Origin of the sequence: Neoroseomonas lacus (assembly GCF_014644535.1) — a bacterium.
GTDB classification, from domain to species: Bacteria; Pseudomonadota; Alphaproteobacteria; order Acetobacterales; family Acetobacteraceae; genus Neoroseomonas; species Neoroseomonas lacus.
In genome coordinates this window covers 13,063-27,553 of sequence record NZ_BMKW01000021.1, presented here as the reverse complement: position 1 = coordinate 27,553, position 14,491 = coordinate 13,063, and the positions used below count along the sequence as shown (strand labels likewise).

Below are 14,491 nucleotides of genomic sequence, written 5' to 3'. Positions count from 1 at the left end.
AGAACAGCGAATCGGCAGGTTAGTTCCCAAGGCATCCGCAATTATTTTCTTCGCGACGCCAATCGCTTCGGTAGATTTGGCTTTAGGGAATGGCTACGGCCCTAAGAGACCGTTTGAAAAGTCCGGCACCGGCCCGCACCTGGCCACCCATTTCAGGATACTAACGTGGGTGGCCGGGTGCGGGCCGGTGCCGGACCTCAAAATGCGTCCCCAGGCGCATTTTCAAACGGTCGCCAAGCACCATCGGCCAAACTCCATCCCGAGGTGGAACTCCATCTCTGACGCCAGGCCGAAGCCTGCATCGGCCGCCGCGAGAGAAGACCCGCAGCGCGACGCAGAGCGACCAGATCGGGGAGGGATGTCCCCGCGTCGATCAAGTGCACGCCACTGACCAACGGTGTGGTGCTTCAGCCCCCCGCCGGCGCGGCAGACGTGCCATAAACATCCCTCACGGGAGTATCCGACGATGCGTCGTATCGTGCTGGCCCTCACCTTCTCGTTTTCCGCCAGCCTGGCCGCGGTTGCGCAAGACAGTGGCGTGCTCACCCGCCCAAGCGCACATGATTTCGCGACAACCCTCTCTCGGCTGGAAGCCTCGATGCGGCAGGAGGGCTTTCGCGTCTTCGGCCGCCTAGACCACGCCGAGGGCGCGCGGGAGGTCGGGCTCGCCATGCCGCCCTCGACGGTGGTTGTGTTCGGCAATCCGCGCGCGGGCACGCCGAACTTCCTGCGCCAGCCCACCTTGGCCCTCGACCTGCCGTTGCGTGCGCTGGTCTGGCAGGACCAGGCGGGCAAGGTCTCGGTCAGTTGGAATTCCGCCCGCTACCTGTTTGGTACGATCTACCCCCGCCATGGCCTGACACCGGCTGAGGGTGCGGCCGCCGCGCCGGAGGCAGCGATGGCCCGCATCATGGAGCGCGCCGTGGAATAGTGGCCGGGCAAGGAGGTACGGACGTTGTCCGACGGAATCGGCGGGGATCAGGGGATATCGCCGGCTGGCAGGCTGGCCTGAAAGCCAGGAAAACGCCGCTTCTGGCGGATGTGCGTTTGTTCGGCTGTGCGGCACTTACTTCCGAGAGCAAAGCTCGCCATGGCATGGGTAAGTCGAGGATTGACACTTCGGGTGGTGTCCATGCAGTTTATCAAACATCACGTTGACCCAAGAAGTATTCGGTATCAGTATAAGTGGGCATAGGCCCCGAAACCTCCCCCTTTTTTTCGAGTTTCAGGGCGGCGAGGGCTATGCCTGTTTGCGCTCGATCAGCTCGCGGCGGATCTTGCGGCCCCGGCGGATGCGGTCCTCGATGAAGTCCGCCTGGCCGTAGCGTACGGCACGGCCAAGGGCGTGCGCGTCCTCGCTGAAACGCGCCAGCATCTCCAACAGCGCCTCGCGGTTGTTCAGGAACACATCGCGCCACATGTCGACATCGCTCGCCGCGATGCGCGTGAAATCGCGGAAGCCGGAAGCTGCGAACTTCAGCACCGCCTCCTTGGTCTCCTCCGCCAGGTCATCGGCGGTGCCGCAGATGGTGAAGGCGATCAGATGCGGCAGGTGAGAGACGATGGCGACGACGCGATCATGCGTCGCGGGGTCCATCGTCTCGATCATGGAGCCGCAGCGGCGCCAGAACTCGCGCACCTTCTCCACCGCCGCCGGGTCCGACCCGGCCAGCGGCGTGACGATGCAGTAGCGGCCGTCGAACAATTCGGCGAAGCCGGCATCCGGGCCGGAATACTCGGTGCCCGCCATCGGGTGTGCGGGCACCAGCTCCACGCCCTTCGGCAGCAGCGGTGTCAGGTCACGCACCACGCTGCCCTTGGTGGAGCCGACATCCGTCAGCACGCAGCCGGGCATTAGATGCGGCGCGATCTGGCGCATCACATCGGCATAGACGCCGACAGGCACGCACAGGATCACCGCGTCGCAACCCTCGACGGCCTTGGCGATATCATCCTCGACGACATCGACGATGCCGAGTTCGCGGACCCGCGCCAGCGTCTCCGCCCGCCGCGTGGTGGCGACCACGGTCCGCGCGATATCTCCGCGCTGCTGCGCGACGCGCGCGATGGACGAGCCGATCAGCCCGATGCCGACGAGGCAGAGTCGGTTGAAGACAGGCTCAACCATGCATGAAGGCGGTCAGCGCCTCGATCACCATGGTGCATTCCTCGGTGGTGCCGATGGTGATGCGCAGGCAGGAGGCGAGGCCATAGCCACCCATCGCGCGCACGATCAAGCCGCGCATCTTCAGCGCGTCGTCCGCCGCCTTAGCCTTGGCCGGGGTGCCGAAATCGGCGAGCAGGAAATTGCCCTCGCTCGGCCACACCTTGATGCCGGCGGCGGTCAGCGCGTCGCGCATCGTGGCGCGCCATTCGGTGTTGTGCGCGACGGATTTCTCGATCCAGCCTTTCTCCGCCAGCGCGGCGATGCCGGCGGCCATCGCCGCGGCATTCACGTTGAACGGCCCGCGCACGCGGCCCAGCACGTCGATGACGGAAGCCGGCGCGTAGCACCAGCCGAGGCGCATGCCGCCCATGCCGAAGATCTTGGAGAAGGTGCGCGTCATGACAGTGGTGCCGATGGCGCGTCCGTTCACCATCGTACCGGAGGCATCGACCAGCTTGGCGCCGGCGTCATAGCCCGGTTGCGTCACGTATTCGGCGTAGGCGCTGTCGAGCACCAGCAGCACCTCGTCGGGCAGCCCGGCGCGCAGGCGTTCGACCTCGCTCTGCGGCAGGATCGATCCGGTCGGGTTGTTCGGGTTGGCGAGGAACATCAGCCGCGTGCGCGGGCCGACCGCGGCCAGCATGCCGTCCACATCGGTGGTGAGGTTCTTCTCCGGCACCTTGATGATGCGGCAGCCGGCCCAGCGGCCGGTGATGTCGTACATCATGAAGCCATGCGCGCTCATCACCAGCTCGGTGCCCTCGCCGCCATAGGCGAGGATCAGCAGCGCCAGCAATTCGTCCGAGCCATTGCCGACGACGATGCGCGCCGGGTCGAGGCCGAAGCGCGCGCCGATTGCCGCGCGCAGCGCCGTGCCGTTGCCGTCCGGGTAGCGATGCGCCTCGGTCGCCATTGCGCGGATCGCCTCGATCGCGCCGGGCGGCGGACCGAAAGCGCCCTCATTCGAGGACAGCTTCACGATCCGGTTCACGCCCGGGATCTTGGACTCACCGCCGACATAGGGCTCGACCGACAGGATCGAGGGGCGCGGCATCACGGTCATGGTCAGTCTCCGGCAACCGGCGCGGCGTAGGCGCCGAGAATGGTGCGCCGCATCCAGGGCAGCGCCGCCAGGCGCGCATCCTCGACGGACAGGAAACCCTCGATCTCGGCCAGGGCGAGCGTCGCCTCGCCCGCCCGCGCCAGCAGCACGGAGGGCACGACGAAACCGGCATCGGCCAGCGCCTGGGAGACGCTGGCGCGCGAGGCGCGGGTCTCGGCTTCGAACAGCATCAGGGTGCGGTCTTCGCCGGAGGCGTCCGGCGGTACCGGCGCGACCACCAGGGCGCCGGCCCCATCAGTGCCGGACAGGAAGGGCAGCCGGGCGACGATCTGCAGCCGCGGGGCTTCGAGGCGCGCCCACCAGGCGGTCTCGGCGGCGTCGCCTTCGGCCGGCAGCGGTAGCACGGCGACCGAGGCCTCGCCCTCGCTCACCGCCGCCAGGGCGCGGGCCGCGGTGGGATGGATGCGCATCGGCGTGGTCGGGCCGAAATGCTCCCGCGCCAGGCCGGCCTCCTCCGACTGGGCGGAGGGGGCATAGCAGGCGACCGAGAAGCCGCCCTGGATGGCGGTGCTCGCCATGAAGATCTCGCGCCAGATGCGCACCACGCGGTCACGGCCGAGCGGGCCGTTGTGGCGGGCGAGCAGGCGGCGCAGCACGGCGGCCTCGCGCCCCGGGCGGAGCGGGGAGCCGCTGCCCTTGGCGCGGCTGCCGGCCAGGCGCCCCACCACGGCGGAGCGCTGCATCAGGAGGTCGTGCATCGCATCGTCGATCGCATCGATCTCGGCGCGGAGGGCGGCGATTTCGGCGGCGGCCGGGGGAGTCTGGGGCGTGTCTGGCATGGGTCCGGTTCCAATAGACGGCGCGGCCCGGCCCGCCAAGCGCCTGTGCGCCGGTCGCGCGCGGGAATGCGCCGGCTGGTGCGCGCGCGCATTGTCGGCTGGCCGGGGGAAGGGCCGGCGCTCTCGGAGGTCGTGACGCGTCGCCCGTTGCGGTGGACGCGCGCGCGGCCGGCACCGTTTCGCGTTCACAGGCGTCCACGCCGCCTGCTTCAGGAGTTGCCTGGCGAGCATCTTCACGCGTTCAGATGATTTCATCCGAACGCGATCTGCTCTAAAGCTGCCGTCCCCATGTCCCAGGCGATCGCCCCTTTCCCCGAGGTGGACCACCAGCACGCCGTCTTCGCCGACGGCATGCCGCTGGATTGCGGGGCCGTGCTGGTGCCGATGACGGTTGCCTACCGCACCTACGGCACGCTGAACGCGGCGAAGACGAATGCGGTGCTGGTCTGCCATGCGCTGACCGGGGATCAGTACCTGGCCGAACCGAGCCCCGTTACGGGCAAGCCCGGCTGGTGGGAGAGCATCGTCGGGCCGGGCAAGCCGCTCGATACCGACCGCTACTTCATGGTTTGCGTGAATGTGCTGGGCGGCTGCATGGGCTCGACCGGGCCGCGCAGCGAGATGACGGATGCGCAGGGGCGCGGGTTGGGCCGGCCCTGGGGGACGGATTTCCCGCAGGTGACGATCCGCGACATGGTTCGCGCGCAGAAGCGGCTGATGGACCAGTTGGGCATCGGACGCTGGCTCGCGGTGATCGGCGGGTCGATGGGCGGGATGCAGGTGCTGGAATGGGCGGCGACCTATCCGGACCATGTGCTGGCCGCGGCACCGATCGCCTGCGCTGCGCATCATTCGGCGCAGAACATCGCCTTCCATGAGGTTGGCCGCCAGGCGATCCATGGCGACCCGGACTGGGCCGGCGGGCGGTATTGGGAGGATGGGCGCATCCCGGCGCGCGGTCTGGCGGTGGCGCGGATGGTGGCGCACATCACCTATCTGTCGGAACAGGCGCTGACGCGGAAATTCGGGCGGCGGCTGCGCGGGGCGAATGCGCTGACGTTCCTGGAGGACGTGTTCGAGGTCGAGTCGTATCTGCGCCACCAGGGGTCGACCTTCGTGCGACGCTTCGACGCAAATTCCTACCTGACGATCACGCGGGCGATGGATTTCTTCGACCTCGCGGCGGAGCATGAGGGCGACCTGGCGGCAGCGTTCCGCGGCACGGCGACGCGGTTCTTCCTCGCGTCCTTCAGCAGTGACTGGCTGTTCCCGACCAGCGAGAGCCGGGCGACGGTGCGCGCGCTGAATGCGGCGGGGGCGAGTGTGAGCTTCGTCGAGATCGCCAGCGACAAGGGGCATGACGCGTTCCTGCTGGAGGAACCGGATTTTCACGCGGCGCTGGGCGGGTTCCTGCGCGGGGCAGCGGAGAAGGCTGGAATCTGATCATGCCGGACGCGCCGCAGGACATCCGCTACGTCGCCAAGAACATGCGCCTCGACCTCCGGCTTATCGCGGAGATGATCCCCCGTGGCGCCAAGCTGCTCGACATCGGCTGCGGCGATGGCGCGCTGATCGAACACCTCACGCGTGAAAAGCAGGCCGATGCGCGGGGCATCGAGATCGACATGGCCGAGGTCACCAAGGCGGTCTCCGCCGGGCTCGCGGTCATCCATGGCGATGCCGACAACGACCTTGCCTTCTACCCTGACGGTGGCTTCGACTTCGTCGTGCTGTCCCGCACGCTGCAGGCGGTGGAAAAGCCGCGCGAGGTGCTGCGCCAGATGCTGCGCATCGGCCGCCACGCGATCGTGTCATTCCCGAATTTCGGTCATTGGCAGCTGCGCTGGCGGCTGCTGACGCGCGGGCGCATGCCCGATACCGATACTTGGAACCGTCCCTGGTACGAAACGCCCAACATCCATCCCTGCACTATCCTGGACTTCATGGCGCTGTGCGAGATGGAAGGCTACAGGGTGGAGAAATGGCTGGCGGTGGATGAGCGCGGGCTGAAGGCGCCGTGGCGCCGCTCCGTGCGGATGGCGAACCTGTTCGGGGAACAGGCGCTGTTCCAACTCAGCCGTACGGGTTGAGCGATCGCCATCGGATGGTTGCGTCGGGCGACAGCAGGTGGTTGCGTTCCGCTGGACTAATGAACCGGCACGAGCGGCACGGGCACCGACGCCTTCGGACGCCGTGGCGCCGCCCCCATCACGGAGGGTGACAGGATGCTCGCCGCCTGCGCCGCGTGTTGTGCCGCCTCCGTCACGCCAAGCCTGCGACACTCGGCCTCGACATAGGCCAGCATCATCAGGATCGCGGACCTATCCGTCCGCTGCTCGTCATGTTCAACACCAGGGATCATAGCATCCATGATCATCTCTCACCGCCAGGCCTGCTGACCACCATCGGAATTGTGAGGTCGGCGTAAGAGTCCTTTAACGCTGCAATGGCGGTAGCCGACAGGGTCATGACGCCGTGAGCACCCCGATTGACGCCGTTTTCACGACTTGCTCGCGCTGGGTCGCAAAATAGCGAAAATGCGCTGTCTTCCGTTAAAGTGCAGTCACGGCGCAAAGGCGAAAACGCCTCGCCTTTTTCACGTCAGCGTAGATGCAGGGGCTCGCCAGGCCAGACGATCGGGCGCAGCCGCAGCAGCGGTATGGACGCCAGCGTGATCGTCCCGTCGATGATCCCGACCGGCACCTCCACCTGCGGCGCGCCGCCGCCGTCGGGTACGCGGGCGACCATGCCGAGCACAGCGCCGGCGGTCATCGCGCTGCGTGGCGGGATCATGCCGATCGCGGCGAGGGTGGCGACCATCTCGGCAGGGCGTTCGACGGTCAGCAGGCCGTGGCCCTCGGGTTGCAGCGCGGCGTCAAGCCGCAGCACCATGCGCAGCTCGCCCGCCAGCGGCCCCCAGCGCAGCGCCACGGTGCGCAGGTCAAGCCTGCCGCCATTGTCGCGGAAGGTCTCGGCCCGTTCGCGGGGCGTCAGCGGCAGCGGCGATGGCGGCGGCCCGGTCAGCAGCGCATCGATCGAGGCGCTCTCCACATCCCGCCCGACATCGGCGAGTGCCGGAAAGGGCGGCAGCCGTACCTCGCGCGTGTCGAGCTGCAGGATGAGCGCAGGTTCGCCATTCTCGCTGCCGGGCGCCACCCGCGCCTGGACATGGGCGGCGGTCAGCGGCCCCTCGCGGGTTTCCGCCCGCAGCCCCTCGAGGGTGAACTCCATTCCCTGCGCCGGCGGCCCGCCGTCGAGCGCCACGTTCGCTTCCAGCCGCGCGGCGGTATAGGGCACCGAGATCATGCCGGCTCGGATGCGCTGCTGCCCCGACGCGGCCAGCACCAGGCGGTTCATCCGTGGTGGCGCGATGGTCAGGTCGACCTGTTGCGCCTCCCACACGAAGCCGCGCGGCATGGCCGCCGTCCAGCCGACGACGCGGACGCCCGGCACCGTCAGGCGCGCGGCGAAGGGCCATCCGGCACGCACCGGAAGGCCGTGTTCGACCTCCCAGCCGCGGGCGCGCTGCTGCGCCACCCAGTCGGAAAAACTGACCGTCATTGCGCCGGTCAGCCACACCCATCCGACGCCAAGCACCACGCCAGCCAGCAACACGGCGCCAAGCAGCGTCATCGCCACGCCACGCATGGCACGGCGGCGACCAAGCCGTCCCGGCATCTTGGCGCTTGTCATCGCGGACGGTATAGCGCCGCGCCCGCCGGGACGCGACCCGGCGCGGCGCGGAATGACCCGACATGCGCGATGACGACGCGACGCCCGACAGCCTCGATGCCGATGGCCATCTCTATGTATTCGCCTATGGCTCGTTGATCTGGCGGCCGGGCTTCGCGCATGCCTCGGCGCATGCGGCGCTGCTGCGCGGCTTTCATCGTCGCTTCTGCCTGTGGTCGCACCGCTACCGCGGCACGCCGGAACGGCCGGGGCTGGTGCTGGGCCTCGATCGCGGCGGGGCGTGCCGCGGCCTTGCCTACCGCGTGGCGGCGCCCGATGCGGCGGCGGTGCTCGCCTATCTGGATGACCGCGAACTGCCCGATGGCGCTGAGCAGGTCTACCATCGGCGGATGTTGCCGCTGCGGCTGTTGGAATCCGGGCGGATGGTGCGCGCGGTCGCTTATGTGGCGAACCGGGACTGCCGGCTTTACTGCGGTCGGCTGCCGGCGGAACAGGCGGCGGCGGCGATCGGCGCCGGGCATGGCGAGATGGGCGCCAACCGCGACTATCTCATGAATACGCTTTCACATTTGCGCCAGATGGGCGTGCGCGATGCCGGGTTGGACCGGATCGCCGGGTTGCTGACCCACTGATATCGCCGGCCCTGGTTACTGAGCTGTGGGACCGAGAGGGGCGTCGCCCCTCTCGCGCTCACCCCACCAAAGGCCTAAGGGCCTTTGAAAACCTCGACTTGGCGCCCGGCGCCGCGTTCAGGATCGGCACCAAAACCCGCCCTTACGCACGAAGCGCGCGCCGCTGCCACAACACGCGCTCTACGCCCGGTGCCAGAAGATGGCATTCCAAAGGGCACTGCCCTTTGGCGGGGTGGTTTGGAGGGGCGGCGCCCCTCCAACCTTCCCTCTCCGGTCATCAAATAGGGCCGTCGGTATGAACCCTCCCGACGAGAGGCGCCGCCGCACCCCTGGCACCCCGCCGCCATCGCCCCGATCCCGGTTTTCCCCGCTCGGTCTGGCCTTTTCATCCACAGTCAGGGCGATTGCCAAAAATTCGCGTTTTATTCAATCGCTTAACCCATATACCTGACCCGTGAGAGGAAGTTATCCCTGGCCTCTCTCCCCAGACTTATCCACATCCCCCTGGGGATCGTAGAGCCGCGCCGTCTCGGCCTCGATGGCTGCCTCCAACTGGGCCAGCAGCGTGGCGCGCGGCAGTCCGGCCGGCAGCGGCGGCAGGATCGAGACATGGATCACCCCCGGCGTTTTACGGAAGGCGCGTCGGCCCCAGACGCGGCCGCTGTCGGTCGCCACCGGCACCACGGTCGCGCCGCTCGCCGCGGCCATGGCGGCGACGCCGGGCTGGTAGGCGACGCGTTCGCCCGGCGCGGTGCGCGTGCCCTCGGGGAAGATCACCACGGGCCGGCCCTCGGCGAGGCGTGCCTTGGTCTCGCGCACCAGGGTGCGCATCGCCGCGGCGCCGGCGGTGCGGTCCACCGAGAGCTGGCCGCAATGGCGCGCCAGCCAGCCCCAGCCCGGGATATCCAGCAGCTCCTTTTTTGCGACATAGACGCTGGTGGGCACCAGCTTGAGCCAGACCATCGTATCGAAGGCCGATTGGTGCTTGGCGGCGATGATCACCCCGCCGGGCGGCAGGTTCTCCATCCCCGTCACCTCGAGCCGGATGCCGCAGATCACCCGCAGCCCGGCGATCATGGCGGTGGCCCAGAAAACGATGAAGCGCGTCAGCAGCGGTGGCGGGAAGGCCAGCATCGGCACGCCGATGATGATGGTCAGCGCGGTGCCGCCGATGAAGTAGATGTTGAACAGCAGCGAACGCAGGGCATTCATGGGTCGCGCATCTCTCGCCTGAGGCTTGCCAGCGCCGACAATCCGGCGCGCGCCAGCACGTAGCGCCCGTATTCGCCAAACAGAAGCGCCCAGACGGTCGGCCGCCACAACGCCCCCGGGTCACGCAGCGTGGCCGGCACCACGGCATGGGGCACCAGCTCGACCCCCGGCAGCGCGCGGCGCAATTCCAGCAGCGCGCGCGGCATATGGTAGCTCGCGGTGACCACGCGCAGGGAATGCACCCCTTCGGCGCGAGCCCAGGCGGCGGTTTCCACCGCATTGCCGCGCGTCGTCGCCGCCGCGCGGCCGATCGAGACGCGGCCGGCGAAGGCCGCCGGGTCATGGCCGGCCGCGGCGGCGATGCCGGCCAGCCCGGCCTCGGGATGCGCCCCCGAGATCAGTAGCCGCGGCGCCAGGTTCTCCGACAGCAAGCGCAGCCCGGTGGCGACGCGGTCGCTGCCGCCGGTCAGCACCACGATGCCGTCGGTCTCGCCCATCGGCGGGTCGGGTGGGTCCAGGCTGCGCCCCAGGAAGTCCAGGAATCCGGCCAGGAAGCCGGCCGCCACGACCAGAGCCGCGAGCATCGCCAGGGACGGCCGGCGCCGAGTCCGAGGCGGTGTGGCAGCCGGGGCTTCGCCCTCCGCCTCGGTCATGAGCGACCCCCTCGGGTCACGGCAGCCGTCGCAGCCACCGCCGCACCGTCGCCTGCGTCGCCACCCAGGCCACGATCGCGGCGGCCACCGGCAACAGCGCGAGGTCGAGCCAGGGCAGCGCCTGCCATGATGCTTCCCCGGCCAGCGGCCCGGCCAGCGTGGTGAGCCCAGCGAGCGCCGGCACCGCGAGCATCGTGCCGACCGCAGCACCCACTGCGGCGAGATGCGCCGCGCGGCGGGCGAAGCGCCCGGCCACATCGGCATCCGTCGCGCCCAGCCCGTGCAGTACCAGCACCGCGTCGCGCCGCGCGGAAAGGCCGGCGCGCACCGCCACGCCGACCACCGCCGCCGCCACCGCGGCTACCAGCGCGAGTACCGCCAGCGCCAGCCCCTGCACCGCGCGCGCCAGCGCCGCGAGATGCGCGACCCAGACGCCGTGCGCCTCGGTCACCGCGCCGGGCACCTCGGCGGCCACGCGGTCGCCGATCAGCGCCGCATCGGCCGACAGGTTCGCCAGCCGCAGCTCGATCACGCCGGGCAGCGGCAGGCCTTCCACCCCGCCCAGCCAGGGGCGCAGCAATTCGGCCATGCGCGCGGGGTCCACCACTTGGGCATGGGCGACCTCGGGCAGGTCGCGCAACGCGGCGAGGGCGCGGTCCATGCGGTCGGCCGTCGGTTGCGGCACCTGCACGGTGACGGCGGCCTGGGCACCTTCCCGCCAGCGTTCGGCGAGCTGGTCCGCCCCCGACCGGCCGGCCAGGGCGAGCGCCGCCAGAAGCGCCATGGCGGCGACCAGGCCGATCAGCAGGCGGTCCGCCATCGCCCGGCGCAGGCCGAGCGGGTCGCGCGCCAGGCGGCGCCGCGGTTCAGCCATCGGCCACCAGCCGGCCGCCTTCGAGCGTGAGCATGCGCGCCGGGTGGCGGTTGGGCAGGTCCTCGGAATGGGTGGCGACCACCACGGTGGTGCCCTGGCGGTTCATTTCCGCCAGTAGCGCGAGGGTGCGCCGCGCCTGACGGGCATCGAGCTCGGAGGTCGGCTCGTCGGCCACCAGCAGGGTCGGGCGGGTGACCACGGCGCGCGCGATCACCAGCCGCTGCTGCTCGCCGCCGGAGAGTTCCTCCGGCCGCCGCGCCTCCTTGCCGTCCAGCCCGATCCAGTCGAGCAGGTCGGCGACATCGACGCGGATGGTTGATTCCGCGACGCCGGCGAGGCGCAGCGGCAGCGCCACATTGTCCCAGGCGGACAGGTGCGACAGCAGGCGGAATTCCTGGTGCACTGTGCCGATGCGCCGGCGCAGCGGCGCCAGGTCGCGCCGCCGCGCCCGCGAGATCGGGACGCCGAGCAGCTCGACCTCGCCCTCGGTCGGGCGCAGCGCCGCCTGCATGAGCCGCAGCACCGAGGACTTACCGGCCCCCGACGGCCCGAGGATCCAGGTGAAGGAGCCCTCGCCAAGGGTGAAGGACAGGTCGCGCAGCACCGCGGGACCAAGCCGTCCGCGCAGATCGGGATAGGCGAGGGCCACACGGCTGAATCGCACCATGGCCCTGTTGTGCCCGTGTGGAGCCCGATGCTCAACCGCTGCTTGCGGCGCGGCGGGCGCCGGTCGAGGATGGTAACGACATGCGCATCGCCTGCCCTTCCTGCGCCGCCACCTACGACGTGCCCGACCGGCTGCTCGCCGGGCCGGCGCGCACGCTGCGCTGTTCGCGCTGCGGGACGGAGTTCCCGCTGCCGACGGTCGAGGCCGAAGCGCCGCCCGCCAGCCCGCCGGAGCCGGCGCCACCCGTCGCGGCGGCCGTGCCGGAGCCGCCCGCGGAAGCAATGCCGGCGCCGGCGCCACGGCCCGAGCCACTCGCGCCGCGGCGGCCGGCCATGGAGGCCGCCGAAGCGCCGTCGCCCGCGCTGCTGCGCGCCTGGGTGGCGTCGATCGTGGTGGTGGCGGCGGCCGTCGTCTCGCTGCTCGTGTTCCACGCGAAGGTGATGGAGGTCTGGCCGGCGAGCACGCGGCTGTTCGCGGCATTGGGGCTGGCGTAAGGCCGGAGGGGCGCCGCCCCTCCGGACCACCCCGCCAGGAAACTCATTTTCCTGGACCTTCGGGCGATTTCTGCGAAATCGACGAGGCTGGGGCGCTCAGCCTGATGCCCGTTTGCCGCGACCCTGCAGCCACGCCACCACCAGCAGCAGGACCACCGACAGGGCCACCAGCATCGCCGATGCCGCCGCGGTGGTCAGGCTGATCGATTCGTTCAGGCCGGCGAACATCTGTCGCGGCAAGGTCCGCTGCGCCGGGCCGGCGATGAACAGCGCGATCACCACCTCATCGAGCGAGGTCGCGAAGGCGAACACCGCGCCGGCCGCCACGCCGGGCGTGATCTGCGGCAGGCACACCCGGAAGAAGGCGCGCAGCGGCCCCGCCCCGCAGGCCGCGGCGGCGCGCAGCTGCACCGGGTCGAAGCCCTCCAGCGCCGCCAGCACCGTCACCACCACGAAGGGCGCGCCGAGTGCTGCATGGGCGATGATCATGCCGGTATAGGTCGCCACCAGGCCGATCGGCCCGAAGGCCAGCAGCAGCGCGACGGCGATGACGATCACCGGCACCACCATCGGCGCCAGCACCACGCCCATCGCCACGGCGCGGGCCGCACCCTTCATGCGCCACAGGCCGAAGGCGGCCGGCGTGCCGAGCAGCGTCGCCAGTCCGGCCGCGGCGCTGCCGATGATCAGCGAATTCCACAGCGTCGGCAGCCAGAAATCCGAGCTGAAGAAGTCCTGGTACCAGCGCAGCGAAAGCCCCGGCAGAGGGTAGAACAGGAAGGAGCCGGCCGAGAATGACAGCGGCAGGATGGCGACGATCGGTGCGACGAGGAACAGCGCCACCAGCACGCCCGCAACCCACAGCAGCCCGCGCGCCATCACGCCGCTCCCGGCCGGCGGAAGCCCGCCAGCCTGCCATACAGCGCGACGCACAGACCGACCGCGACCAGCAGCAGCATCGACAGCGCTGCCGCCAGGCCCCAGTTCACGCTGCGCGTCGCGTAGAAGCCGACGAACCAGGCCAGCATCTGGTCATTCGGCCCGCCCAGCAGCGCCGGCGTCACGTAGAAGCCGAGCGCCTGGATGAACACCAGGATGCAGCCCGCCCCGATGCCCGGCAGGCACAGCGGCAGCGTCACGCGCAGGAACACCCGCCAGGGCGCCGCGCCGAGCGAGGCCGCCGCGCGCGGCAGTCTCGGGTCCAGCGCGCGGAAGGCGGCGACCAGCGGCAGCACCATGAAGGGCAGCAGGATATGGACCATCGCCAGCACCACGGCGAAGCGGTTCATGATCAGTGGCAGCGGCGTGCCCGGCACGCCGAGCGCCTCCAGCGCGGCATTCACGATGCCCTCCCGCTGCAGCAGCACCATCCACGCCGCGGTGCGCACGATCAGCGAAATCCAGAAGGGCAGCATCACCGCGGCCAGCAGGGCGGTGGCCTTCCACCCCTGCGCGGTGGCGATCAGCCAGGCAATCGGCCAGCCGAGCAGCAGGCAGCAGGCGGTCACCGTCAGGCTGATCCACAGGCTGCGCAGCAGCACGGCGCGGAACACCGCCTGGTTGTCCGGCACCGGGGCGATATGCCCGGCTGCGTCCTGCCGCAGGTCGAGCGCTGTCAGCACATGGAAGGAGGAGAGTGGGCCGCCGGCACGGTGGATAGCGCCCCAGGTCTCGGGGGCGCGCCACTCCTCGCTGATGACGAGCAGCGTGTCGCGGGCGCTGCCTTCGAAGGGGGCGGCGATGCGCCGCGTGGTCATTGGCAGCAGGCCGCGAAAGCCGGGATAGTCGGCATTGAGGCGGGCGGCGGCGCGGGGGATGGAACCGGCGCCGGTTTCGCGGTCGCGTTCGCGCGCCGCGCGCAAGTCGGCGACCAGGGCGGCGAAGGCGGCTTCGTCCGGGGTGGATTGGCCGTTCCAGTCGGCGAGGGCGGCGACGGTGCGGGGCAGCACCTCGGCGACCTCGGTGTCGGTCACGCCCCGCCAGAGGAAGGCGCCGATCGGGGCGATGAAGGTGACGAGCAGGAACAGCAGCAGCGGCGCGGTGAGCAGCGCGGGGCGGTTCATGGCGCGGTGAAACCGGAGCGGGCTTTGCCCTCTCCCGATCTCCCCATCCACGGGTATCCATTGATGTTGCGCAGCAACGCCAATGAGAGCCCTCGGCCTAAGGGCCTCTGGACACCTTGAATTGGTGTGGGGCT

General features: G+C 70.0%; 16 protein-coding genes. 5 read left to right on the top strand and 11 right to left on the bottom strand.

The genetic code is table 11. The annotated features are described in order from the left end of the window. The first annotated feature begins 466 nt into the window (after positions 1–466). Positions 467–931, top strand: coding sequence for a DUF302 domain-containing protein (locus IEY36_RS27985; RefSeq protein WP_188973205.1), 465 nt, complete (start codon positions 467–469; stop codon positions 929–931). A gap of 309 nt (positions 932–1,240) precedes the next feature. Here the strand turns inward: IEY36_RS27985 and IEY36_RS27980 are convergent, their stop codons facing one another. Genes IEY36_RS27980 through IEY36_RS27970 form a run of 3 tightly spaced genes read right to left on the bottom strand, consistent with a single transcriptional unit; the run spans position 1,241 to position 4,069 of the window. Beyond that, positions 1,241–2,128 (bottom strand): prephenate/arogenate dehydrogenase family protein, encoded by an 888-nt coding sequence (locus IEY36_RS27980; protein ID WP_188973203.1) that lies wholly within the window; start codon positions 2,126–2,128, stop codon positions 1,241–1,243. Continuing rightward, entirely contained in the window at positions 2,121–3,230 is a 1,110-nt protein-coding gene (gene hisC / locus IEY36_RS27975) for a histidinol-phosphate transaminase (protein WP_188973201.1), read from the bottom strand. The genes IEY36_RS27980 and hisC overlap by 8 nt, the downstream gene beginning before the upstream one ends. Before the next feature lie 2 nt (positions 3,231–3,232). After that, the gene (locus IEY36_RS27970; protein WP_188973199.1) at positions 3,233–4,069 is read right to left on the bottom strand and encodes a chorismate mutase; all 837 of its coding nucleotides are present in this window, start codon (positions 4,067–4,069) and stop codon (positions 3,233–3,235) included. A 288-nt stretch (positions 4,070–4,357) separates the two neighbouring features. Between IEY36_RS27970 and metX the strand changes: the two genes are divergently transcribed. Further along, positions 4,358–5,512, top strand: coding sequence for a homoserine O-acetyltransferase MetX (metX, locus tag IEY36_RS27965; protein ID WP_188973197.1), 1,155 nt, complete (start codon positions 4,358–4,360; stop codon positions 5,510–5,512). Positions 5,513–5,556: 44 nt separating this feature from the next. Further along, positions 5,557–6,159 (top strand): methionine biosynthesis protein MetW, encoded by a 603-nt coding sequence (gene metW, locus IEY36_RS27960; RefSeq protein ID WP_188973258.1) that lies wholly within the window; start codon positions 5,557–5,559, stop codon positions 6,157–6,159. A gap of 56 nt (positions 6,160–6,215) precedes the next feature. Here metW and IEY36_RS27955 read toward each other — a convergent pair whose 3' ends face one another. Next, the gene (locus tag IEY36_RS27955; RefSeq protein ID WP_188973195.1) at positions 6,216–6,440 is read right to left on the bottom strand and encodes a hypothetical protein; all 225 of its coding nucleotides are present in this window, start codon (positions 6,438–6,440) and stop codon (positions 6,216–6,218) included. Positions 6,441–6,670: 230 nt separating this feature from the next. Continuing rightward, on the bottom strand, positions 6,671–7,747 hold the full coding sequence (locus IEY36_RS27950) for a DUF2125 domain-containing protein (protein WP_188973193.1): 1,077 nt from the start codon (positions 7,745–7,747) through the stop codon (positions 6,671–6,673). A gap of 77 nt (positions 7,748–7,824) precedes the next feature. Here IEY36_RS27950 and IEY36_RS27945 point away from each other — a divergent pair, with 77 nt between their 5' ends. Continuing rightward, positions 7,825–8,394 (top strand): gamma-glutamylcyclotransferase, encoded by a 570-nt coding sequence (locus IEY36_RS27945; protein ID WP_188973191.1) that lies wholly within the window; start codon positions 7,825–7,827, stop codon positions 8,392–8,394. A gap of 465 nt (positions 8,395–8,859) precedes the next feature. On the opposite strand, the gene IEY36_RS27940 is transcribed toward IEY36_RS27945, so the two are convergent. From IEY36_RS27940 to IEY36_RS27925, 4 genes are read right to left on the bottom strand one after another with little or no spacing between them, the layout of a single operon-like run. Further along, positions 8,860–9,606 carry a lysophospholipid acyltransferase family protein gene (locus IEY36_RS27940; protein ID WP_188973189.1) on the bottom strand — a complete coding sequence of 249 codons (747 nt, stop codon included), beginning with the start codon at positions 9,604–9,606 and terminating at the stop codon, positions 8,860–8,862. Beyond that, on the bottom strand, positions 9,603–10,259 hold the full coding sequence (locus IEY36_RS27935) for a YdcF family protein (RefSeq protein ID WP_229681638.1): 657 nt from the start codon (positions 10,257–10,259) through the stop codon (positions 9,603–9,605). The genes IEY36_RS27940 and IEY36_RS27935 overlap by 4 nt, the downstream gene beginning before the upstream one ends. Positions 10,260–10,275: 16 nt before the next feature. Continuing rightward, positions 10,276–11,133 (bottom strand): FtsX-like permease family protein, encoded by an 858-nt coding sequence (locus IEY36_RS27930; protein ID WP_188973186.1) that lies wholly within the window; start codon positions 11,131–11,133, stop codon positions 10,276–10,278. After that, positions 11,126–11,800: a cell division ATP-binding protein FtsE gene (locus IEY36_RS27925; RefSeq protein ID WP_188973184.1), complete on the bottom strand. Its 675-nt coding sequence runs from the start codon at positions 11,798–11,800 to the stop codon at positions 11,126–11,128. Before IEY36_RS27925 ends, IEY36_RS27930 begins: the two co-directional genes overlap by 8 nt. An 80-nt stretch (positions 11,801–11,880) precedes the next feature. Here IEY36_RS27925 and IEY36_RS27920 point away from each other — a divergent pair, with 80 nt between their 5' ends. Continuing rightward, the gene (locus IEY36_RS27920) at positions 11,881–12,294 is read left to right on the top strand and encodes a zinc-ribbon domain-containing protein (protein WP_188973182.1); all 414 of its coding nucleotides are present in this window, start codon (positions 11,881–11,883) and stop codon (positions 12,292–12,294) included. A gap of 96 nt (positions 12,295–12,390) precedes the next feature. Here IEY36_RS27920 and IEY36_RS27915 read toward each other — a convergent pair whose 3' ends face one another. Both IEY36_RS27915 and IEY36_RS27910 read right to left on the bottom strand, forming a co-directional pair. Continuing rightward, the gene (locus tag IEY36_RS27915) at positions 12,391–13,173 is read right to left on the bottom strand and encodes an ABC transporter permease (RefSeq protein ID WP_188973180.1); all 783 of its coding nucleotides are present in this window, start codon (positions 13,171–13,173) and stop codon (positions 12,391–12,393) included. Further along, a complete protein-coding gene (locus IEY36_RS27910; RefSeq protein WP_188973178.1) occupies positions 13,173–14,357 on the bottom strand; it encodes an ABC transporter permease in 1,185 nt (394 codons plus the stop codon). The genes IEY36_RS27915 and IEY36_RS27910 overlap by 1 nt, the downstream gene beginning before the upstream one ends. Positions 14,358–14,491 lie beyond the last annotated feature (134 nt).